A 20,274-nucleotide genomic window follows, 5' to 3' on the forward strand; every position below is an offset into this window, starting at 1 on the left:
AGGCCCGCGGGGCGGCGAGTTGCGCCGCGGGCCTTCCGGTCTCGGTGGATCGCCCGGCCGGTCGGGTGTCAGTCCCAGCTGAGTCCGCCGGCGGACTGGTACTCGATGACGCGGGTCTCGAAGAAGTTCTTCTCCTTCTTCAGGTCCATCACCTCTGACATCCATCCGAAGGGGTTCCGCGTTTCACCGAAGATCGGTTCGAGACCGATTTGTTCCGCTCTGCGGTCCGTGACGAAGTGCATGTACTGCTCGCAGAGGTCCGCGGTCAGTCCGAGCATGCCGTTCGGCATCGTGGCCCGGCCGTAGGCGACCTCCAGCTCGCACGCCTCGGTCAGCATCTGCCGGACCTCGGCCTGGAACGCGGCCGTCCACAGGTGCGGGTTCTCCTGTTTGATCTGGTTGATGCAGTCGATGCCGAAGTTCAGGTGGATCGACTCGTCGCGCAGGATGTACTGGTACTGCTCCGCGATGCCGACCATCTTGTTCCGCCGGCCGAGCGACAGGATCTGCGCGAACCCGGTGTAGAACCACATCCCCTCGAACACCACGTAGAACGCGATCAGGTCGCGCAGGAACGCGGTGTCCGCCGCGGGTGTCCCAGTGCGGAACTCCGGATCCTCCAGATGCCGGGTGTACTTCAGCGCCCAGGCGTCCTTGTCCGCGATCGAGGGGACCTCCCGGTACATGTTGAACAGCTCACCCTCGTCGAGACCGAGTGACGTGCAGATGTACTGGAAGGTGTGCGTGTGCACGGCCTCCTCGAACGCCTGGCGGAGCAGGTACTGCCGGCACTCGGGATTGCTCAGCTGGCGGTAGACCGCGAGCACGATGTTGTTGGCCACGAGGGACTCGGCGGTGGCGAAGAATCCCAGGTTGCGCTTGAGCATCAGCCGCTCGTCCTCGGTCAGGCCGTCCTTCGACTTCCAGAGCGAGATGTCGGCCTGCATGGAGACCTCGGTCGGCATCCAGTGGTTGTTGCAGGCGGCAAGGTACTTCTCCCAGGCCCACGTGTACTTCAACGGCAGCAACTGGTTGACGTCCGCGCGCGAGTTGATCATCGCCTTGTCGGCAACTTCCACCCTTGCCGCTCCAACCGAGATGGTGCTCACTGGCAGGCCTCGCAATCCGGGTCGTCGAGGGAGCAGACCGCTCCGGTGGGTTCAGGGAGTGCCACCGGTACGGCGTTCAGCCGGCCGTCGGTGCCTTGCAGGGTGGACTTCTCCACGTGGGTCGCTGACTGGGAACGCAGGTAATAAGTCGTCTTGAGTCCATAGCGCCAAGCTGACCGGTAAAGCTCGTCGAGCGCGCGGCCCGACGGTTGCGCCATGTAGAGGTTCAGCGACTGCGCCTGGTCGATCCACTTCTGCCGCCGCGACGCCGCCTTCACCAGCCAGTGCGGCTCGATCTCGAACGCTGTCGCGTACAGCTCGCGCAGGTCCGCAGGGATCCGCTCGATCCGGGCGAGCACGCCGTCGTGGTACTTCAGGTCCGACACCATCACCTGGTCCCACAGCCCGCGGGCCTTCAGATCGGCGACCAGGTACAGGTTCGCGACGGTGAACTCACCGGACATGTTCGACTTCACGAACAGGTTGCTGTACGTCGGCTCGATCGACTGGCTCACGCCGCAGATGTTGGAGATCGTCGCGGTCGGCGCGATCGCCATGACGTTGGAGTTGCGCAGGCCGTCGCGGAGCACCTTCGCACGCAGGGCCTCCCAGTCCAGCTGTGTGCTGCGGTCGATGATCACGTCGCCGTCGCGGGCGGTGTGCAGCAGGTCGAGCGAGTCGATCGGCAGGATCCCGAGGCTCCACAGCGATCCGTCGTACGACGAGTAGCGGCCGCGCTCGGCGGCCAGCTCACTCGAGGCCTCGATCGCGTGGTAGCTGATCTGTTCCATCGACCGGTCGGCAAACTCGACCGCCGCGTCCGAGGCGTACGGAATGCGCAGCGTGAACAGGGCGTCGGCGAATCCCATCAGACCGAGGCCGACCGGGCGGTGCCGCTGGTTGGCGCGCTCCGCTTCCGGGGTGGTGTAGAAGTTCACGTCGATGACGTTGTCGAGCATCCGCACCGCGGTCTTCACGGTGTCCCGCAGCAGGTCGGCGTCGAGCCCGTCCTCGGTGAGATGAGCGACCAGGTTGACCGAGCCGAGGTTGCAGACCGCGGTCTCGTCGACAGTGGTGTTGAGGGTGATCTCGGTGCACAGGTTCGACGAGTGGACGACGCCGTCGTGCTGCTGTGGCGAGCGCAGGTTGCAGGCGTCCTTGAAGGTGATCCACGGGTGCCCGGTCTCGAACAGCACGGTCAGCATCCGCCGCCACAGGTCGACCGCCTTGACCCGCTTGAACACCCGGATCTCGCCGCGGTCCGCGGCCTCCTCGTAGCGCACGTAGGCCGCGGCGAACGCCGCGCCGTACAGATCGTGCAGGTCCGGCACCTCGTCCGGCGAGAACAACGTCCACTCGCCGCCGGCCTCGACCCGCTGCATGAACAGATCCGGCACCCAGTTGGCCGTGTTCATGTCATGCGTCCGCCGCCGCTCGTCCCCGGTGTTCTTCCGCAGCTCGAGAAACTCCTCGACATCGATGTGCCACGTCTCCAGATACGCACACACCGCGCCCTTGCGCCGGCCACCCTGATTGACCGCGACAGCGGTGTCGTTCGCGACCTTCAGGAACGGGACGACGCCCTGGGACTCGCCGTTGGTGCCGCGGATGTGGGCGCCGATGCCGCGGACCGGAGTCCAGTCGTTGCCGAGGCCGCCGGAGTACTTCGCGAGGAGGGCGTTGTTGCGGATGCCGGTGAAGATGCCGGACAGGTCGTCGTCAACCGTGGTGAGGAAGCAGGACGACAACTGGGGCCGGGTAGTGCCGGAGTTGAACAGGGTCGGCGTGGAAGACATGAAGCGGAACGAGCTGAGCAGTTCGTAGAACTCGATTGCCCGCGCTTCGCGGTCGTCCTCGCGCAGCGCCATCCCCATCGCGACCCGGAGGAAGAACGCCTGCGGCAGCTCGTACCGCACCTTGCCGAGGTGCAGCAGGTACCGGTCGTACAGGGTCTGCAGGCTGAGGAAGGTGAAGGTCAGATCGGCGTCGGGCCTGATCGCCGCCGCGAGCCGCTCGAGGTCGAAGCGACCGAGCTCGGGGTCGAGCTGCCCGGCGTCGATGCCCACCTGGAGGTAGCGCGGGAAGTAGTCGGCGTACGCGGTGGTCATGTCGGCCTGGCTGGCTTGGCGGGGCTCGCCGTGGACGCGGCCGAGCGCCTCGCGGCGGATCTGGTCGAGCAGCAGGCGGGACGCGGCGTAGCTGTACTGCGGCTCGGTCTCGACAGACGCCCGGGCGGCCATCACGAGGGCGAGCTCGACCTCGTGCTCGGCGATGCCGTCGTAGCAGGCGCCGAGCGTCTCGTTCAGGATCTTCTCGGGGTCGACGGCGTCGAGTCCGGCGGCGGCCTCGGCGACAACCACCCGGAGCCGGTCGACATCCAGCGTGGTCCGGCTGCCGTCGGCCGCGCGGACGGTGAGCGGCGGCGGCTCGGTGACCCCCGCCGCGTCGGCGGGAGTCCGGGCCTTGGTCCGCTCCTCGCGATACAGGACGTAGGCGCGGGCGACCTGGTGCTCGCCGGCGCGCATCAACGCCAGCTCGACCTGGTCCTGGATGTCTTCGACCTGCACGCTGCGGGCGCTCGCGCCGCGGCTGGTCAGGGCGGTGACAACCCGGCCGGTCAGGTCGGTCACCAGATCGCGGACCCGGTGCGTGGCGCCGGCGTCGGAGCCCTCGACGGCGAGGAAGGCCTTGGTCATGGCGACGGAGATCTTGGTGGCGTCGAACGGCGTGCTGCTGCCGTCGCGGCGGACCACGGTGAGCTCCGTCCGGAGGTCTGCGGTGGCCGCAGCCGATGAGGAAGCAATGGTCACAGGTGTGTGCTCCAGGAGAGTTCGAAGACCCGGGACCACGCGAGCGGACGCACGACAGGACCGGCAGCACCGGCCGGGAACACTGCCGTCACGCCCTGCGACCCACCCGCGAGATCTCGGACCGCGTGCACCGGCGGTGCACGCGCCGGTGGCAGGTATCCGGACTCGCGGGCACCGTGCGACAGCGTGTCCGCTCACCGTTGCGGGGCAGCTCCGGATTTGCACCGGATTCCCCTGTTGCCTCGAGACGATCAACATCTTGTGGTGTTGCTCGCCTCGAACCACCAGCAGTAGTGATGCTAGGCGGAGCTCGCTAGATCTTGTGGTAGCGCCACGCCGCGTGTCGCACATGTTGTGGTTCTCACGCCGCGACCGCGTAGAGGTCCTGCAGAGTCATGATCTCGGAGCCGTGATGGATCAGCTCACGGTTCAGCCGGAGGACGACGTGGCCGAACGGCTCGGACGCGTCCAGCTCGTTCGCCTGGCTGAGGCCGACGGTCATCGCCTCGTCCTCGTCGAGGGCGGCGATCGCGTCCTGCCAGGCCTCGACCCAGTAGGTCAGCCAGGCCACCGCGTCCCGGGCGTTGCCGTGCAGGGTGATGTCGTCACGCCCCTGCCGGCGCTCGCCGAACGTCCACTCCCACCGCTCGAAGAACATCTCGGTCAGGTGCGCGATCAGCCACGCGATCGTCCGCGGCCCGCGATGGTCCGGCTCGGCCGGCCATTGCGCCACCCACTCGCCGGAGCCGAGCGCGCGAAACTGACCCGCGTAATGCCGCCGGACGACGGTGAGCGCCGCACTGCTCGGTCGCCAGAAGTACTGCTCGTCGGTCAGTTGGGCGAGTCGTCCGGACAGCACCATCCAGCTGAAGCCGAGCTGTCCGCGGACCATCGCCATCGCCGACGGCCGGTGCAGGATGTCCCAGTCGAACGCCTCCGGCATCACAACTCCCCTGTACGATCGAACATGTGTTCGAATTCTTGCTCGATCGCGACCGGAAAGTCAAACCACCTAGTGTGTCGGTCCTGGCCTCGACGGGACCGGTCTGCTAGGCCGCTCGATCCGGGTGTCCGCGGCTGGGCTCGCGAACCGGCGCTCCAGCAGCGTGAAGGCGTCGATCAGCTCCGGCGCCTCGTAGACGCGGTTGCGGCGCCCGTCCGTGATCTCGCGCAGGATGCCCGCTTCGACCAGCCGGGCCAGGCCCTGGTTCGCGGCCTGTTGCGAGCGGTCGATGAGCTGGGCCGCGGCGGCGAGCGTCAGGACGGGCGCGGCCGGCAGCGCCTCGATCAGCAACTCGGCCGCGGAGCCGGCCCGCACCGGGGCCGCACGCTCCCGCCAGGCAGCTTTCAGGTCGGCGGCGGTCTGCTCGAAGCGCGCGGCCTCGGCGGTCGCGTGCGTGCAGGCGGTCGCGAACATCCGCAACCACGGGTTCGCGGCCGCGCGGGCCTTCGCGGTCGTCGCGCGTCCGACGTACCGGAATGCGGTCAGGGTGTCGACGTACTCGGCGGCGTGCGTGGCGAGTGCGAGCGAGACCGGCGGCACGGTGCGCGTGACCAGCCCGTCGGCGCGCAGGATCAGGTGGATCAGCGCGCGGCCGGTGCGGCCGTTACCGTCGGCGAACGGGTGGATCGTCTCGAACTGCGCGTGCGCGATCGCGGTCTTGGCCAGCACCGGCAGCGACGACTCGCGCACGAACGTCATCAGGTCCGCGAGCAGGTCCGGGATCAGCTGAGCCGGCGGCGGCACGTAGTACGCCTCGGCGGGGGAGCGGCCGCCGATCCAGTTCTGCAGGTAGCGGATCTCGCCGCCGTACTCCGGGTTCGGCGAGTGCGCCATCAGCCGGCGATGCGCCTCGAGCAGGTGGTCGACCTCGAGTTTGTCGCCGGCCTGGACGGACTCGGTCACCCACGTCATCGCGTCCACCGCACCGAGGACCTCCTCGGCGGTGACGTCGTGCACGCGGTCCCGCAGTACGTCGGCCTTCAGCAGCCGGCGCGCACCGACGACAAGGCCTTCGATGTGCGACGACCCGACTGCCTCGGCGCGCAGCAGCAGTCGCGCAAGCGCCTCGCTGTTGGTCAGCACGGCGGCGGTCGCGTCGAGGCGAGCGAGGTCGCCGGCGGCGTCCTCGAGCAGCGCCAGGACGTCGTCGCTCAGGTCGAACTCGCGCCCGGCCAGCGGATCCGGGAAGTACAGCTCGTACGACCCGCCCAGGCGCTCCGCCCGGGTGAACCCGTCGGGGTGCCCGGGCCAGCGGTGCAACTCGACCCGGGCCATACCCTTATTCAAGCTTATCTGCAAACCTTGAACAAGGGCTGTGGAAGACCAACCTCGACTGGACCCCGGTGTGGGCACACTTCTGCCTGTGACCCTGGACGCGCAGACGCAACGGATGGTGGCCGCCAACGAGGCCGACTGGAACGCTCGTGCCCCGCTGCACGCGGCGAGCGATTTCTACGACCGGCCCGCGGAGTTCTGGTTCGCGGACTACGAGTGGGAGGATCTCGGCCCGCTCGACGGCCGCGGCGTCCTGCACCTGCAGTGCCATCTGGGCACCGAGACGATCGAGTTCGCGCGCCGGGGTGCGCGCACCAGCGGACTCGACCTGTCGGAGAAGTCGCTCGAAGCGGCCCGGGAGATCGCGCGCGAAGCCGGCGTCGAGGTCGACTACGTGCACGCCGACGTGTACGACGCCGTGCGCGCGCTCGATGGCCGGCAGTTCGACATCGTGTACACCGGCAAGGGCGCGCTGTGCTACCTGCCCGACCTGAAGCAGTGGGCCGAGGTGGTCCGCGATCTGCTCAAGCCCGGCGGCGTCCTCTACATCGTCGAGTTCCATCCGCTGCTCAACGCGCTCCGCGAGGTCTCGCTCCCGGGCGAGTCCGACGAGTTGGTGCTCCGGGCCGACTACCTGGAGGGGCGCGGCCCGATCGCGCACGACTCCACCGTCACCTACACCGGTGACGAGGTGCCCGGCCGCCAGACCAGCTACGAGTGGCGGCACGGCCTCGGCGAGATCGTCACCACGCTCGCCTCCACAGGCTTTCAGGTCACCGGGTTGCGCGAGTCCGACGTCCTGCCCTGGCCCCGCTGGGCGGCGATGCGGCAGACCCCGGACGGCTGGTGGCGCCTGCCGGACGATGCGCCCCGCATCCCACTGTTCTTCGCGCTGAAGGCGATCCGATGAGCCGCGCGGACCGTGAACAGGACCTGATCGCCTACTACACCGGAGAGATCCAGGCCCGCGTCGGCCGGGAGCTGCCCGAGCCGCGAGTCGCCCGCCGTACGGCGTACCTCGACCAGCTCCGCGCCGAAGGCCGCGACACCGTGCTCGAGCTCGGCTGCGGCCCCGGCCGCGACGGCGAGGCGATCGCGGCGGCCGGTTTCACCTACACCGGCGTCGACCTGTCGCCGGCGAGCGTCGAGGCCTGCCGCGAGCTCGGCCTGCACGCGGAGGCCGCGTCGGTCCTCGACCTGCCGTTCGGCGACGCGACGTTCGACGCCGGCTGGACGATGAGCACCTTGCTGCACGTGGCGGACGAGGATCTCGATCAGGCGCTGCGGGAGATTGTCCGGGTGCTCCGTCCGGGCGCGCCGCTGGCCATCGGCCTCTGGGGCGACGTCAGCGGCAGCGAACACGTCTGGGACGACGGCACAGGCTACGGGCCCGGCCGCTTCTTCAGCATCCGCAGCGACGAAGGGATGCAGGAGGTCCTCGGCCGGCACGGCGCGCTGGAGCAGTGGACCACCTGGAACGACGGCGGCGCCATGCACTACCAATGGGCAGTGCTCCGGGTCAGCGCTTCCTAGGCCCGCGGATCGCGACGTACAGCAAGGAGACGCCGAACGCCGCGACGATCGGCCCGACGGTGGCCCAGAGGGTGCTGCCGGTCATCGAGCTGCCTTTGAGGTAGCCGAGGCCTTGGAACGTCCAGACGCCGCCGATCGCGATGAGGAGAGCGGCGAGCGCGATGGCGACGATCTTTCCCATGCAGTGAGGCTAGCCGAGCAGGTCGTCTGCAGTGAGGCTAGCCGAGCAGGTCGTCGCACAGGTCGACGAGTTGCCGGCGGAGCGGGCGGGCGCGGTCGGCGAAGCCTCGCTGGGCGGCCGTGTACTCCGCTTTGCCGTCAGGCGTCTCGATGCGCACGGGCGAGTAGCCGAGCGGCTGGAGGTCGTACGGCGAGGCGCGCATGTCCAGCGTGCGGATGTCGCGGGCCAGCTCGAAGCACGACAGCACGAGCGAACTCGGGGTGAACGGCATCAGCTTGCACGCCCACTTGTAAAGGTCCATGTTGGCGTGCAGGCACCCGCCCTGTTCCAGCGCCGGCTGCGACTCGCGGCTGGGCTGCAACGTGTTCAGCGGGCGCGCCGAGTCGGTGAAGAAGCGGAACGCGTCGAAGTGCGAGCAGCCGATCTTGTGCGATTCGACCACCTGATCGGTGCCCTCGGCCCCCAACCGCAGCGGCCAGGACGCATGCCGTACGTCGGGGGTGCGGTACACCATCGCCCACTCGTGCAGGCCGAAGCAGCCGAACTGGGGCTGGCGGTCGAGCGTGGACGCGAGCAGTTTGCGGATCCACCTGATGCTGTCCGCGCGGCGTTCGATCTCGGCCGGATCGAGCGACGCCGTCCCGTCGACGACGACGTACCCCCGGCGATCGCCATAAGCAGCAGCCTGTTCCAGCCGCACGCCCGGCCCCGGGTGCCAGACCCGCAACTGGTTGGGACGGGTCGGGTAGTAGGTGAAGAGGAAATCCTCGACGGGATGTGCTTCGCGGCGCGTCCGGCGTTCCAGGTGACCGGCCAGCAGGACGTCGACGCGCGCGGTGTGCTCCTCGGCGTACGACGTCCACTCGGCCAGTGTCAGCGTGGTCATAGGTCCAGGGCGAAGGCGTACAGATCGACGCCTGGGATGGGAGCCCAGTCACGCTCCGGGAGGCGGACGAATCCGAGCCGCTCGTAGATGCGGTGCGCGGTCGTCATGTAGGCGGCGCTGCTCATCACGATCCTGCGGTGGCCGAACTCGCGGGTGCGCTCGATGCAGCGTGCGGTGAGCGCGGTGCCGATGCCGAGCCCTCGCGCACGGCCGGCGACGCCGAGCATCCGGAACTCGCCCTCGTCGTCCAGGCCGATCTCGCGGTAGACGGAGCCGACGGGACAGTAGGTGACCGTGCCCAGCAGACCGGACGGATCCGCCGCCACCCACAGCTCGGCCTTCGCCGCCCGGTCAGCCGCGGCACGCAGCGTCATCGCGTAGTCACCGCGCACGAACCCGTCGTGGGAGTAGGCCTCCACGGTCAGGTCGCCGACGGCGTCGTACTCGGCGGGAACCGCGAGGCGGATGTCGAAAGTCACCGCCTAACTGTCTCATCTCACGCCGACGGTAGGCTCGGCCCGTGCGTATCGCCAGATTCTCCGTGGACGACGAGCCCAGGTACGGCGTCGTCGAGACCGACGACCCCGAAGGGCTCGTCGGCACTGTCAACGTCCTCGACTCGGACCCGCTCTACCGGTCGGCGCAGTTCACCGGGGAGAAGCTGCAGCTCGCGGACGTCCGCCTGCTGGCGCCGGTGATCCCGCGCAGCAAGGTGGTCTGCGTCGGCCGCAACTACGCGGCGCACGCCGCGGAGCTCGGCAACGACGTGCCGAAGGAGCCGCTGATCTTCCTGAAGCCGAACACGAGCGTGATCGGCCCGCGGGACGGCATCGTCTACCCGGAGCAGACCAACGACCTGCACTTCGAAGGCGAGCTGGCGATCGTGATCGGCCGGATCTGCCGGGACCTGCCCAAGGAGCGGGTCAACGAGGTGATCTTCGGCTACACGATCGCGAACGACGTGACCGCGCGTGACCTGCAGAAGAGCGACGGGCAGTGGGCCCGGGCCAAGGGGTACGACACGTTCTGCCCGCTCGGTCCGTGGATCAGCACCGAGTTCGACGCCTCCGACGTGCGGGTCAGCACCGAACTGAACGGCGAGCCCAAGCAGGACGGGCGGACGTCGCAGTTCATCTTCGACATCCCCGAGGTGCTGGCCTACATCACCTCGTTCACCACGTTGCTGCCCGGCGACGTGGTGCTCACCGGTACGCCGGCCGGCGTCGGCCCGATGCTGCCGGGTGACGAGGTCTCGGTCAGCGTCGAAGGCATCGGAACCCTGACGAACAAGGTGATCGTGCGTGACTGACCCCGTGCTGGGCGATCTCGAGCCGCACGAGGTGCGCGTGCGGTTCCCACCGTCGCCGACGGGTCTGCTGACCGTCGGCAACATCCGCAGCGCGCTGTTCAACTGGGCCTTCGCCCGGCACTTCGGCGGCAAGCTGGTGCTCCGGATCGAGGACACCGACACCTCCCGCAACACCGAGGAGGGCTACCGGTACACCTACGACGCGCTGCGCTGGCTCGGCCTGACCTGGGACGAGGGCCCCGAGGCCGGCGGTGGGTACGGCCCGTACCTGCAGTCCGAGCGGATGGAGCTGTACGCCGACGTCGTCGCGAAGCTGATGGCCGCGGGCAACGCGTACCACTGCTACTGCTCGCAGGAGGAGCTCGACCAGCGCCGTGAGGCGGCCCGCACGGCCGGCCAGCACAGCGGGTACGACGGCCACTGCCGCGACCTCACACCCGAGCAGGTGCAGGCGTACGTCGGCGAGGGCCGGCGGCCCGTGGTGCGGCTGCGGATGCCGGACCACCCGATCGTGTTCGACGACCTGGTCCGCGGCGAGATCACCTTCCTCCCGGAGAACCTCGGCGACTACGTCCTGGTCCGGGCGAACGGCTACCCGCTGTACCCGCTGGTGAACCCGGTCGACGACGCGCTGATGGAGATCACCCACATCCTGCGCGGCGAGGACCTGCTGTCGTCGACGCCGCGGCAGATCGCGCTCTACGAGGCGCTGGCCGAGATCGGCGTCGGCAGCGGCCGGATCCCGCGGTTCGGCCACCTGCCGATGGTGATGGGCGAGGGCAACAAGCGGCTGTCCAAGCGGGACAAGGGATCCGGCCTGACCGAGTACGTCGAGCGCGGGTTCCTGCCTGAGGGCCTGCTGAACTACCTGGCGCTGCTCGGCTGGTCGATCGCCGAGGACCGCGACGTGTTCACGATGGCGGAGATGGTCGAGGCGTTCGACATCCGCAAGGTGAACTCGAACGCGGCCCGCTTCGACCCGAAGAAGTGCGAGGCGATCAACGCCGCCCACATGCGGCTGCTCCCGCAGGACGAGTTCGGGCGGCGGATGGTCCCGTTCCTGGCCGCCGCCGGTGCGCTGCCGGCGGAGCCGTCCGCGGAGCAGCTCGCCGTCCTGCATGCCGCCGTACCGCTGGTGCAGGAGCGGATGAACACGCTGTCGGAGTCCGGCGAGATGCTCGGCTTCCTGTTCGTCGCCGAGGACGCGTTCACGGTCGATCCGGACGCCGCCGCGAAGGTGCTGAGCGGCGACGCGGACGCGGTACTGGATGCCGCGGTGAAGGCGCTGTCGGACCTCGACGGCACGGACTGGACCACCGAGGCGATCGAGGCCGCGCTCCGGGCGTCGCTGGTCGACGGGCTCGGGCTGAAGCCGAAGAACGCGTTCGGCCCGGTCCGGGTGGCGATCTCCGGCCGCCGGATCTCGCCGCCGCTGTTCGAGTCGCTGGAGCTGCTCGGCCGGGAGAAGTCCCTGCACCGCCTCGAGCGCGCGCGCCGTACGCCGTCATGAGCGAGAAGACGGCGTTGACGCCGTACCTGCGGCTGCTCAGGAACGACGCGACCCCGCGCTCGTACGTCGTGCTCGGCGCCTTCACGATCCTGGTCGGCTGGATGATCGCGGGCATCGTCATCCTGGGCGCGCAGATGGCGATCCGGGAGGACCCGCCGGGGACGCTGTCCTGGTTCGGGCTGCTCGCGACCAACCTGACGCTGATCCCGCTGATCCCGCTGTCGGTGTACGTCGCCCGAGGTCTGAACAAGCAGACGCCGGGCCTGCTGTCGTCGGTGGTCGGCCGGATCCGGTGGCGGCCGCTGGCCTGGTTCGCGCTCGTCGCGGTCGTGCTCGAGCTGATCTCGTTCGCGATCATCGAGCTGGGCGACGTCCCGCTCGCGACCGGCGAACGCCACGGCGGCGGGATGGCGCCGGACGTGGTCGCGGTCGTCCTGGTCACGCTGCTGACCTCGCCGATCCAGGCCGCGGGGGAGGAGTACTACTTCCGCGGGTACCTGCTGCAGGCCGTCGGGGCGTACGCGCGCAGCTGGGTCGTGGCCGTGATCGTGACCGGGCTGCTGTTCACCGCCGCGCACGGGATCTGGCCGTGGGAGAGCCCGGCGCTGTTCGTCGACCGGCTCGCCTTCGGTCTGATCGCCGGACTGCTCGCCGTCCGGACCGGCGGCCTGGAGGCCGGCATCGCGTCGCACGCCGCGAACAACGTGGTGACGTTCGTGTTCGCGGCGTTCACCGACACCGTCGGGGCGAGCCTCGGGGTCAAGGACGCGCCCTGGCCGCTGGTCACGATCGACGTGCTGAAGTTCGCGGCGTTCGGCGCGATCGCGCTCTGGATGAGCGGGCGGATGAAACTCGAGACCCGCTCCGAGTTGCCGTTGAGCGTGCTGCCGGTGGGCGGTCCGCGCCAGCTGTGAGGACAGGTGTGACGGGAGTGACAACGCGCCCGAGGGGGCTCGTTTTGCTGTCCGGTCCCTGCCTCGGGTAAGCTCTCCGAGCCGGGTTGATGAGGGCGGAAACGAACTCTTCGACCCAGTGAAATGCCTTTGGGGTATGGGGTAATTGGCAGCCCGTCTGATTCTGGTTCAGTTAGTCTAGGTTCGAGTCCTAGTACCCCAGCGGATTGGACCGCACCGATGAAAATCGGTAGAGTTCAACCTCGTTGCCCGGGCCGCAAAGCCCGGACGACAAACCTCTGGCCCCGTTGTGTAGCGGCCTAGCACGCCGCCCTCTCAAGGCGGTAGCGCGGGTTCGAATCCCGTCGGGGCTACCAGAGTGAAAGGCCCCCGTCCTCGCGGACGGGGGCCTTCGTCGTTCCCGGACGTCCTCTTGGTGAAGTGCTGGACACTCCCAGGTCTAAGCGCTTAGAGTCTAAGCGCTTAGACCCCTCCTCTTCACCCGAAAGGGGATCGCTGTGCGGCGGAACCTCTTCGCTCTTCCGGCCGCGGCGGTTGCCGCGGCCCTGCTGCTCGCCGGTTGTGGCGGTTCGTCCGGCGACCCGGCCGGCACCGGCGCGACGGCCGACCCCGGTCCGGAGACCGGGACGATCACGTTCACGGGCACCGACAACGCCGAGACGTACCAGCCCGTGATCAAGGCCTTCGAGGCGAAGAACCCCGGGATCAAGGTGACCTACACCCAGATCCCGTTCGACCAGTTCAACGCGACCATGCAGCAGCGGCTGAGCGCGAAGGACGCCGGCATCGACGTGTACACGGTCGACGAGCCGCGCGTCTCGCAGCTCGCCGCCAAGGGGTTCCTGACCGATCTCAACGACCTGGACGCCAAGGCGAAGACCGGCTTCACCGAAGCGGCGTACGAGACCAACCACTTCCGGGACAAGCTGTGGTCGTTGCCGATGTGGAACTCGACGCAGTACCTCTTCTACAACAAGACCGCGCTCGCCAAGGCGAAGGTGACCGCACCGACCGCGGACCCACAGCAGCGCTGGACGTGGGAGCAGGTCGAGGCCGCCGGCCGGAAGGCGATGCAGTCGGGCGCCACGAAGTACGGCCTGTTCATGGAGCAGCCCGAGGCGTACTACCAGCTGCAGCCGCTGGCCGAATCGCTCGGCGGCGGCTCCGGAATCGAGGGCGACGACGCGCTCACCCCGGCGGTCGAGACCGACGGCTGGAAGAAGGCGATGCAGTGGTACGGCGCGACGTTCGCGAGCGGACTGTCGCCGCGCGGCATCGGCGGGTTCCAGACCGGGCCGGTGTTCGCTGCGGGTGATGTCGCGTTCTTCGTCGGCGGCCCGTGGGACCTGAAGATCTTCGGCAGCTCGAAGATCGACTGGGGCGTCGCCCCGCTGCCGTACTTCCAGGGCGGCAAGCCGGTCACGCCGACCGGGTCCTGGTCGCTCGGCATCAACCCGGCGTCCAAGCAGCAGGGGATGGCGCGGAAGTTCCTCGAGTTCGCCACGCTGGATCCGGCCGGCAACCTGGCCACCACGAGCACGACGACGATCATCCCGGCCAACCTCGAGGCGCAGAAGCAGTACACCCCGCAGATGGACACCTTCTCCGGTACGAAGACGGCCGGCGCGGCGGCGATCACGGCGTACGAGAGCGAGCACACCGCGGTGTCGCGGCCGGTGAGCGTCGGGTACATCCAGTTCGAGGAAGTCATGGGCAAGGCGTTCGCCGACATCCGCAACGGGACCAAGTCGGACCAGCGGTTGCAGCAGGCCACTCAGCAGCTGACCGACGCCTGGAAGTCCATTAAGTGAGGCAGAGGCAAGGCCTGATCGCCCTCGCGTTCCTGGCGCCGGCACTGGTGTGTCTCGCCGTACTGCGGATCGTCCCGGCGATCTCAGCGGTCGTCGAGAGCTTCTACACCGAGAGCCTGCTGCGCGGCGGCCGGGTGTTCGCGGGCCTCGGCAACTACACGGATCTGCTGTCGAACAAGGACTTCCGGCAGTCGGTCGGGGTGACGCTGCTGTTCACCGTGCTGGTGAACCCGATCCAGGTCGTGGTTTCGTTCCTGCTTGCGGTCCTCTTCACCCAGAGGGCCGCGGGCGCCCGGTTGTGGCGCACGCTGGTGATCCTGCCGATCGCCACGCCGCCCGCGGTGTCGGCGGTGATCTGGAGCGTCATCTACCGTCCGGACGGCCTCGCGAACGGCGTCCTGGAACGGCTCGGCCTGCCCGCGCAGCCGTTCCTCACCTCGCCGAGCCAGGTGCTGCCGTCGCTGATCGTGCTGCTGTCCTGGATCGGCGTCGGGTACTGGATGCTCTTCCTGATCGCGGGCATCCAGGAGATCCCGGCCGAGGTCCGCGAGGCCGCGCTCCTGGACGGCGCCGGACCGTGGCGCCGGATGGTGTCCGTCGTGCTTCCGCTGGTCCGCCGGCCGCTCGCGTTCGTGCTGGTCGCCGACACGGTCTCGAACCTGCTCGTGTTCGCGCCGGTGCAGATCCTCACCAAGGGCGGCCCGAACGGCAACAGCAACCTGCTGATGTACGACGTGTACAGCCGCGCCTACGCGATCGGCGACATCCACGTCGCGCAGGCCGAGGTGGTCATCCTGGTCGCGCTGACACTGGCGATCGTGGCCGGGCAATTCCGCCTGCTGCGAGGTGACCAGTGAAGCGCCTCAGCCTCTCGGTGCTCGGCGGTGTCGTCGGCCTGCTGTTCTTTCTGCCACTTCTGTGGGTCGTGACGAACTCGCTGCGCCCGGGTTCGGAGACGTTCGCGAACCTCAGCCCGCTGTCCTGGCAGACGTTCATCGAGCTCCGCCCGACGCTGGCCAATTACACCTCCCTGCTGGACAGCGCGATCGGACGCGCGACGCTCAACTCGATCCTGGTCAGCGCTGCCACGGTCGTGCTCGGGCTGGCGATCTGCGCGAGCGCGGCGTTCGGGCTCGCGGCGTTCGAGTTCCGCGGGCGCGGGCTGCTGTTCGGCATCGTCGTCCTGAGCTTCCTGGTGCCGTTCGACGCGATCGCGATCCCGCTGTCCACGATGTTCCGGGACTGGCGTCTGACGAACACGTTCGCCGGGCTGGTGCTGCCGGGGATCGGCAACGGGATGGCGATCTTCCTGCTCCGGCAGTTCTTCCTCGGCATCCCGGCCGAACTCGTCGAGGCCGGGCGGCTCGACGGCCTGAGCTGGTTCGGGGTGTTCCGCTGGATCTACCTGCCGCTGTCGAAGCCGGCGCTGATCGGCGCCGGACTGATGCTGTTCCTGTTCCAGTGGCAGGCCTACGTCTGGCCGCTGCTGATCGGCACCGACGCGCGCCACATCCTCGGCCCGGTGGCGCTGTCCAACCTGCAGGGCCAGAACTTCACCGACTACGGTCTCGTCTTCGCGGGCGCCGTCGTCCTCACCGTCATCCCGCTGGTGGTCATCGCCGGCTTCCAGCGGTACTTCGTCCAGTCCGTGTCCAGCACCGGACTCAAGTGAAGGAGATCCCAGGATCCATGCAGCGATCCCTCATTCTCGATACCGATATCGGCTCCGACGTCGACGACGCGATGGCGCTCGCCCAGATCCTCGGCAGCCCGGACCTCAGCCTGGTCGAGGTGCACACCGTGTACGGCGACACGCGGCTGCGGGCCCGACTCGCCCGGCGGTACGGCGTCCTGGCCGGCCGGGACCTGGACGTCGTCCCCGGTCTGGCCGAGCCGTTGTCGGGCCGGGAGGTCTGGTGGGCGGGGCACGAGGGCACGCTGCACGACGACCTCGCTGCCGAGACCATCAGCGCCGGCACTGCGCCCGAGCGACTCGTCGCACGGCTTCGCGAGCACCCTGGTGAGCTCGACGTGGCCGCGATCGGTCCGCTGACCAACCTGGCTGCCGCGCTGGCTCTCGAGCCTGCGGTCGCCGGGTGGATCCGGCACTTGTGGGTGATGGGTGGGTCCTTCGGTGACGACAAGGCCGAGCACAACTTCAAGTCCGACGACGCCGCTGCGCAGGCGGTGCTGAACGCGGGGATCCCGACGACCGTGACCGGGTTGGAGATCACTCAGCAGGTGACGATCGGGGCGGCGTTGCTGGAGAGGATCCGCGGCGCCGGTTCGCTCGGGGCGGCGCTCGGGGCGGACATCGAGCAGTGGTGGGCGTACTGGAGCGAGACGTGGAACGTGCCGCACGATCCGGTGGCCGTGCTTGCTCTGAGCCGGCCGGAGCTGTTCAGGTTCTCCGAGGTTGGGTCCGTTTCGGTTGTGGTTGGGGGAGAGGGCGCTGGGCGGAGTACGTTCTCGGCGGATCCGGGCGGGACTGTGCGGGTCGTGACCGGGGTGGACGCCGAGCAGGTGGCGGAGGAGATCACGGCGCGGATCGTGGCCGCCGGGACGGCTTACGCTGTGCAGCGTGGGGAGATCGATGGCGACGGCGCGTGACGTCGCGGAGCGGGCCGGCACGTCCACCGCGGTCGTCAGCTATGTCTTCAACAACGGCCCCCGGCCGGTGTCGGCGGAGACCCGCCGGCGCGTGCTGGAGGCCGCGGCCGAGCTGGACTACCGGCCGAACATCCTCGCCCGCGCGCTGAGCGCCGGCCGCACGTACTCGCTCGGCCTGCTGATCCCGCAGATCCGCAACCCGTACTTCGCCACGCTCGCCGAGCACCTGGAGAACTACGCGCGCCGGCACGACCACCTGCTGCTGATCGGCGACTCGGCCGGGGACCCCGAGCAGGAGTCGGCGCACATCGGCTCGTTCATCGAGCGCAAGGTGGACGGCGTCGTCCTGGTGTCCTTGCTCGTGGAACCCGCGATCCAGCGGTTCGCGGCGGCCGGCGTACCGGTGGTCGCGCTGCACCCGGTGCCCGACGGGGTGACGGTGTCCACGCTGTCGATCGACTACGTCGCGGGCGCGGAGGCGTCGGCGGATCACCTGCTCTCGCACGGCTACCGGAGCCTCGGCGTCGTCACCGGCCCCGAGGAATCACCCGGTACGGCGGAACACCGCCGCGGCATCGAGCGCGCGCTGGCGGCGTATCCGCGGGCCTCCGCGCGGTACGTCGCCGCGCCCGTCTCGCGATTCGCCGCGCGGGACGCCGTACGGCCGTGGTTCGCGCAGAAGCGGCCGCCGCGGGCGATCTACTGCTCGACGGACGAGCAGGCGTTCGGCGTACTGTTCGCGGCTTGGGAGGCCGGTTTGCGGGTGCCGGAGGACGTGGCGGTGATGGGCTTCGACGGCACCAGCGAGTGCACGGTCACGATCCCGCCGCTGGCCAGTGTCCGCCAGCCGATCGAGGAGACCGCACGCCGAGCCGTCGAACTGCTGCTCGACCGCACGAATCCGCCCGCCGCCCGGCACGTCCTCGACTACGAGCTGGTTCCAAGCACTTCCTGCGGTTGCACCGAACCCGAGTAGCCTGACTGGATGGCCGTCGAGTTCAATCACACGATCGTGAATTCCAGCGACAAGGAGGCGTCGGCTCGCTTCCTGGCCGGCATCCTGGGTCTCCCGGAGCCGAGCAGCTACGGACCGTTCGCCGTGGTGCAGCTCGGGAACGGCACCTCGCTGGACTTCGCCGACGCGCAGGGGCGGCCGCACCGGCAGCACTACGCGTTCCTCGTCGGCGAGGCGGAGTTCGACCAGATCCACGCCCGGATCGTCGAGCGCGGACTCACCTATTGGGCCGACCCGTTCCACCGCCGCGAGGGTGAGATCAACACCAACGACGGTGGTCGGGGTCTCTACTGGGACGATCCCGACGGCCACAACCTCGAGATCATCACGGTGCCGTACGGCGGCGCCGTCTGACCTCACCGGCCCACTGCGGTCAGGCGGGGGACGGGCTGGCGTGAGCCGGACCTGAGCTCGCGCGCCGGACCGACAGGCCGACCGCGATGAGTACGACGCCCCAGATGAGGGCCGTGATGCCCAGCAGTACGGCGATACTGACCGCGCCGGCGCCGGGGTTGGCGGCGAACAGGATGCCGATGAACAGCGACAGCAGGCCGCTGACGACCAGCAGCCAGCGCGGCATCACCTTTTGACTGCTGAAGGCGCCGGCCAGCTCGAAGACGCCGCGGATGATCAGCCAGATGCCGAGGATCCAGGTCAGCGCCTTGGCCGTCAGGCCGGGACTGGTGATCGCGAAGAACGCGGCGACCAGGGCGATCACGCCGAGCACGACCAGCCACAGCCGGCTGCCCCGCGACTCCGGCTGGAACGCCTGGGCGATCGATCCGATCCCGTCGACGAGGGCCCAGAACCCCCACAGCAGCGCCAGCGCGACCGCCGTTTCGATCGGCCAGACGATCGCGAGAATCCCGAACACGATGCCGATCGCACCGCGCACCAGCAACATCTTCCACCCGAGAGTCAGCCAGTCCCGCTCCATGTCGGACCTCCTTGTGGGCTAGTCCCCTCATGGTGATCCGGCGGGGCACCTCACCGCAATGACCGGCCTACTGTGGGTGTGTGGCCCTCGCTGTCTGCCTGCTCTTCGACCGCCGCACCGACCGGCTCCTGCGGGCCTTGTGGGGCCGGCTGGAAGAGCTCGGCGTGCCGACGCTGCAGACGCACACGCACGGCCGCCACGTGCCGCACCTGTCGCTGGCTGTGCTGCGTGAATGGGACCACGACAAGGTCATGAAGGCCGCGCAGCCGTTGCTGAGCGATCGGCCGGTCGACCTGTTTTTCGATGCGCTGGGCACGTTCCGGCGCGGCCGGGCCTGGCTGGCACCGGCTGTCGGCGTGGATGTCCTGCAGTTGCAGGCGGCCGTCGTATCGGCGCTGGGGGCAACGGATGCCGAGCTGCATCGGCACTATCAGCCGGGGCGGTGGGTGCCGCACTGCACCCTGGCGCCACGGGTTCCGCTGGTCGCGCTGCCGGTGCTGGCCGCGGCCGTGTACGACGTACTGCCCCTCGAAGCGACCGCGGACCGTGCCGCTCTGATCGACAGCGGCACGGGGCAGATCTGGCCGCTCTAGTTATTCGGAGGCGCGGCGGAGGGCTTCGGAGAGGCGCTCGGCGGCGGCCATGACGGCGGGGGCGTGCATGCGGCCGGGCTGACGGGACAGGCGCTCGATCGGGCCGGAGACCGACACGGCCGCGATCACCTTGCCGCTGGGGGAGCGGACCGGGGCGGAGACCGACGCGACGCCCTGCTCGCGCTCGCCGACGGAGTGCGCCCAGCCGCGACGCCGTACGCCGGCCAGGGCGGCCGCGTTGAACGACGCGTTGTGCAGACCGCGGTGCATCCGCTCCGGGTCCTCCCACGCGAGCAGTATCTGAGCAGCGGAACCGGCCGCCATCGTGAGCTGGCTGCCCACCGGAACGGTGTCGCGCAGACCGGACGGACGCTCGGCGGCGGCGACGCACACCCGGTACTCACCTTGGCGGCGGAACAACTGCGCCGATTCGCCGGTGATGTCCCGAAGCCGTGCCAGCACCGGGCCGGCGGTCGCCAGCAGCCGGTCCTCGCCGGCCGCGGAGGCCAACTCGCTGAGTCGCGGGCCGAGCACGAAGCGTCCCTGCATGTCGCGGCCGACCAGCCGATGGTGCTCGAGAGCGACCGCGAGGCGGTGGGCCGTCGGACGTGCCAGACCCGTGGCCGCCACGAGACCGGCCAGGGTCGCCGGCCCGGATTCGAGGGCGGACAGCACGAGGGCTGCTTTGTCGAGAACACCGACTCCGCTAGAGTTGTCCATGAGACGATATTGCCGTCTCGAATCGTGGAACGCAAGTCGCTTCGGCAGCCCAATCGAG

At 69.1% G+C, this 20,274-nt stretch carries 21 protein-coding genes, 2 tRNA genes and 1 riboswitch; of the genes, 14 read left to right on the forward strand and 9 right to left on the reverse strand.

Annotated elements, in window-relative coordinates:
• Positions 1-68 precede the first annotated feature (68 nt).
• The 4 genes from ABZX12_RS31810 to ABZX12_RS31825 form a co-directional block, all read right to left on the reverse strand.
• A complete protein-coding gene (locus ABZX12_RS31810; RefSeq protein ID WP_355699357.1) occupies positions 69-1,145 on the reverse strand; it encodes a ribonucleotide-diphosphate reductase subunit beta in 1,077 nt (358 codons plus the stop codon).
• Positions 1,106-3,919 (reverse strand): ribonucleoside-diphosphate reductase subunit alpha, encoded by a 2,814-nt coding sequence (locus ABZX12_RS31815; RefSeq protein ID WP_355699145.1) that lies wholly within the window; start codon positions 3,917-3,919, stop codon positions 1,106-1,108. Before ABZX12_RS31815 ends, ABZX12_RS31810 begins: the two co-directional genes overlap by 40 nt.
• A 132-nt stretch (positions 3,920-4,051) precedes the next feature.
• Positions 4,052-4,220, reverse strand: a riboswitch (cobalamin riboswitch).
• A gap of 60 nt (positions 4,221-4,280) precedes the next feature.
• Positions 4,281-4,862: a DinB family protein gene (locus tag ABZX12_RS31820; protein ID WP_355699146.1), complete on the reverse strand. Its 582-nt coding sequence runs from the start codon at positions 4,860-4,862 to the stop codon at positions 4,281-4,283.
• A gap of 69 nt (positions 4,863-4,931) precedes the next feature.
• Positions 4,932-6,197, reverse strand: a complete 1,266-nt coding sequence (locus tag ABZX12_RS31825) for a Fic family protein (protein ID WP_355699147.1) — start codon at positions 6,195-6,197, stop codon at positions 4,932-4,934.
• An 88-nt stretch (positions 6,198-6,285) separates the two neighbouring features.
• On the opposite strand from ABZX12_RS31825, the gene ABZX12_RS31830 reads away from it, so the two are divergent.
• Together ABZX12_RS31830 and ABZX12_RS31835 are read left to right on the forward strand one after the other, a co-directional pair.
• On the forward strand, positions 6,286-7,107 hold the full coding sequence (locus tag ABZX12_RS31830; RefSeq protein WP_355699148.1) for a class I SAM-dependent methyltransferase: 822 nt from the start codon (positions 6,286-6,288) through the stop codon (positions 7,105-7,107).
• A complete protein-coding gene (locus ABZX12_RS31835; protein WP_355699149.1) occupies positions 7,104-7,730 on the forward strand; it encodes a class I SAM-dependent methyltransferase in 627 nt (208 codons plus the stop codon). Before ABZX12_RS31830 ends, ABZX12_RS31835 begins: the two co-directional genes overlap by 4 nt.
• Here the strand turns inward: ABZX12_RS31835 and ABZX12_RS31840 are convergent.
• The 3 genes from ABZX12_RS31840 to ABZX12_RS31850 are packed head-to-tail and all read right to left on the reverse strand — an operon-like array spanning position 7,717 to position 9,276.
• Positions 7,717-7,911 carry a hypothetical protein gene (locus tag ABZX12_RS31840; protein WP_355699150.1) on the reverse strand — a complete coding sequence of 65 codons (195 nt, stop codon included), beginning with the start codon at positions 7,909-7,911 and terminating at the stop codon, positions 7,717-7,719. The genes ABZX12_RS31835 and ABZX12_RS31840 overlap by 14 nt on opposite strands.
• Before the next feature lie 37 nt (positions 7,912-7,948).
• Positions 7,949-8,797 (reverse strand): 3-methyladenine DNA glycosylase, encoded by an 849-nt coding sequence (locus ABZX12_RS31845; protein ID WP_355699151.1) that lies wholly within the window; start codon positions 8,795-8,797, stop codon positions 7,949-7,951.
• On the reverse strand, positions 8,794-9,276 hold the full coding sequence (locus tag ABZX12_RS31850) for a GNAT family N-acetyltransferase (RefSeq protein ID WP_355699152.1): 483 nt from the start codon (positions 9,274-9,276) through the stop codon (positions 8,794-8,796). Before ABZX12_RS31850 ends, ABZX12_RS31845 begins: the two co-directional genes overlap by 4 nt.
• A gap of 41 nt (positions 9,277-9,317) precedes the next feature.
• Here ABZX12_RS31850 and ABZX12_RS31855 point away from each other — a divergent pair, with 41 nt between their 5' ends.
• From ABZX12_RS31855 to ABZX12_RS31905, 11 genes are all read left to right on the forward strand, one after another.
• Positions 9,318-10,106 carry a fumarylacetoacetate hydrolase family protein gene (locus tag ABZX12_RS31855; RefSeq protein WP_355699153.1) on the forward strand — a complete coding sequence of 263 codons (789 nt, stop codon included), beginning with the start codon at positions 9,318-9,320 and terminating at the stop codon, positions 10,104-10,106.
• Entirely contained in the window at positions 10,099-11,616 is a 1,518-nt protein-coding gene (gene gltX, locus ABZX12_RS31860) for a glutamate--tRNA ligase (protein WP_355699154.1), read from the forward strand. Before ABZX12_RS31855 ends, gltX begins: the two co-directional genes overlap by 8 nt.
• Positions 11,613-12,530, forward strand: coding sequence for a type II CAAX endopeptidase family protein (locus ABZX12_RS31865; protein ID WP_355699155.1), 918 nt, complete (start codon positions 11,613-11,615; stop codon positions 12,528-12,530). Before gltX ends, ABZX12_RS31865 begins: the two co-directional genes overlap by 4 nt.
• A gap of 130 nt (positions 12,531-12,660) precedes the next feature.
• Positions 12,661-12,732, forward strand: a tRNA-Gln gene (locus ABZX12_RS31870).
• A gap of 78 nt (positions 12,733-12,810) precedes the next feature.
• A tRNA-Glu gene (locus ABZX12_RS31875) sits at positions 12,811-12,886 on the forward strand.
• Positions 12,887-13,027: 141 nt separating this feature from the next.
• Positions 13,028-14,341: a sugar ABC transporter substrate-binding protein gene (locus tag ABZX12_RS31880; protein ID WP_355699156.1), complete on the forward strand. Its 1,314-nt coding sequence runs from the start codon at positions 13,028-13,030 to the stop codon at positions 14,339-14,341.
• Positions 14,338-15,198 carry a sugar ABC transporter permease gene (locus tag ABZX12_RS31885; RefSeq protein ID WP_355699157.1) on the forward strand — a complete coding sequence of 287 codons (861 nt, stop codon included), beginning with the start codon at positions 14,338-14,340 and terminating at the stop codon, positions 15,196-15,198. The genes ABZX12_RS31880 and ABZX12_RS31885 overlap by 4 nt, the downstream gene beginning before the upstream one ends.
• Positions 15,195-16,013, forward strand: coding sequence for a carbohydrate ABC transporter permease (locus tag ABZX12_RS31890; RefSeq protein WP_355699158.1), 819 nt, complete (start codon positions 15,195-15,197; stop codon positions 16,011-16,013). Before ABZX12_RS31885 ends, ABZX12_RS31890 begins: the two co-directional genes overlap by 4 nt.
• A gap of 17 nt (positions 16,014-16,030) precedes the next feature.
• Entirely contained in the window at positions 16,031-16,951 is a 921-nt protein-coding gene (locus ABZX12_RS31895) for a nucleoside hydrolase (RefSeq protein WP_355699159.1), read from the forward strand.
• Entirely contained in the window at positions 16,923-17,927 is a 1,005-nt protein-coding gene (locus ABZX12_RS31900) for a LacI family DNA-binding transcriptional regulator (RefSeq protein WP_355699160.1), read from the forward strand. Before ABZX12_RS31895 ends, ABZX12_RS31900 begins: the two co-directional genes overlap by 29 nt.
• Positions 17,928-17,936: 9 nt before the next feature.
• Positions 17,937-18,320 carry a VOC family protein gene (locus ABZX12_RS31905; protein WP_355699161.1) on the forward strand — a complete coding sequence of 128 codons (384 nt, stop codon included), beginning with the start codon at positions 17,937-17,939 and terminating at the stop codon, positions 18,318-18,320.
• A gap of 19 nt (positions 18,321-18,339) precedes the next feature.
• Here the strand turns inward: ABZX12_RS31905 and ABZX12_RS31910 are convergent, their stop codons facing one another.
• Complete coding sequence (locus tag ABZX12_RS31910) at positions 18,340-18,903, reverse strand: HdeD family acid-resistance protein (RefSeq protein WP_355699162.1); 564 nt, start codon at positions 18,901-18,903, stop codon at positions 18,340-18,342.
• A gap of 80 nt (positions 18,904-18,983) precedes the next feature.
• Here ABZX12_RS31910 and ABZX12_RS31915 point away from each other — a divergent pair, with 80 nt between their 5' ends.
• The gene (locus tag ABZX12_RS31915) at positions 18,984-19,496 is read left to right on the forward strand and encodes a 2'-5' RNA ligase family protein (RefSeq protein WP_355699163.1); all 513 of its coding nucleotides are present in this window, start codon (positions 18,984-18,986) and stop codon (positions 19,494-19,496) included.
• Here ABZX12_RS31915 and ABZX12_RS31920 read toward each other — a convergent pair whose 3' ends face one another.
• Positions 19,497-20,216: an IclR family transcriptional regulator gene (locus tag ABZX12_RS31920; protein ID WP_130387568.1), complete on the reverse strand. Its 720-nt coding sequence runs from the start codon at positions 20,214-20,216 to the stop codon at positions 19,497-19,499.
• Positions 20,217-20,274: the final 58 nt, after the last annotated feature.

Source organism: Kribbella sp. NPDC003505, from assembly GCF_040610875.1.
Classification (GTDB): Bacteria; Actinomycetota; Actinomycetes; order Propionibacteriales; family Kribbellaceae; genus Kribbella.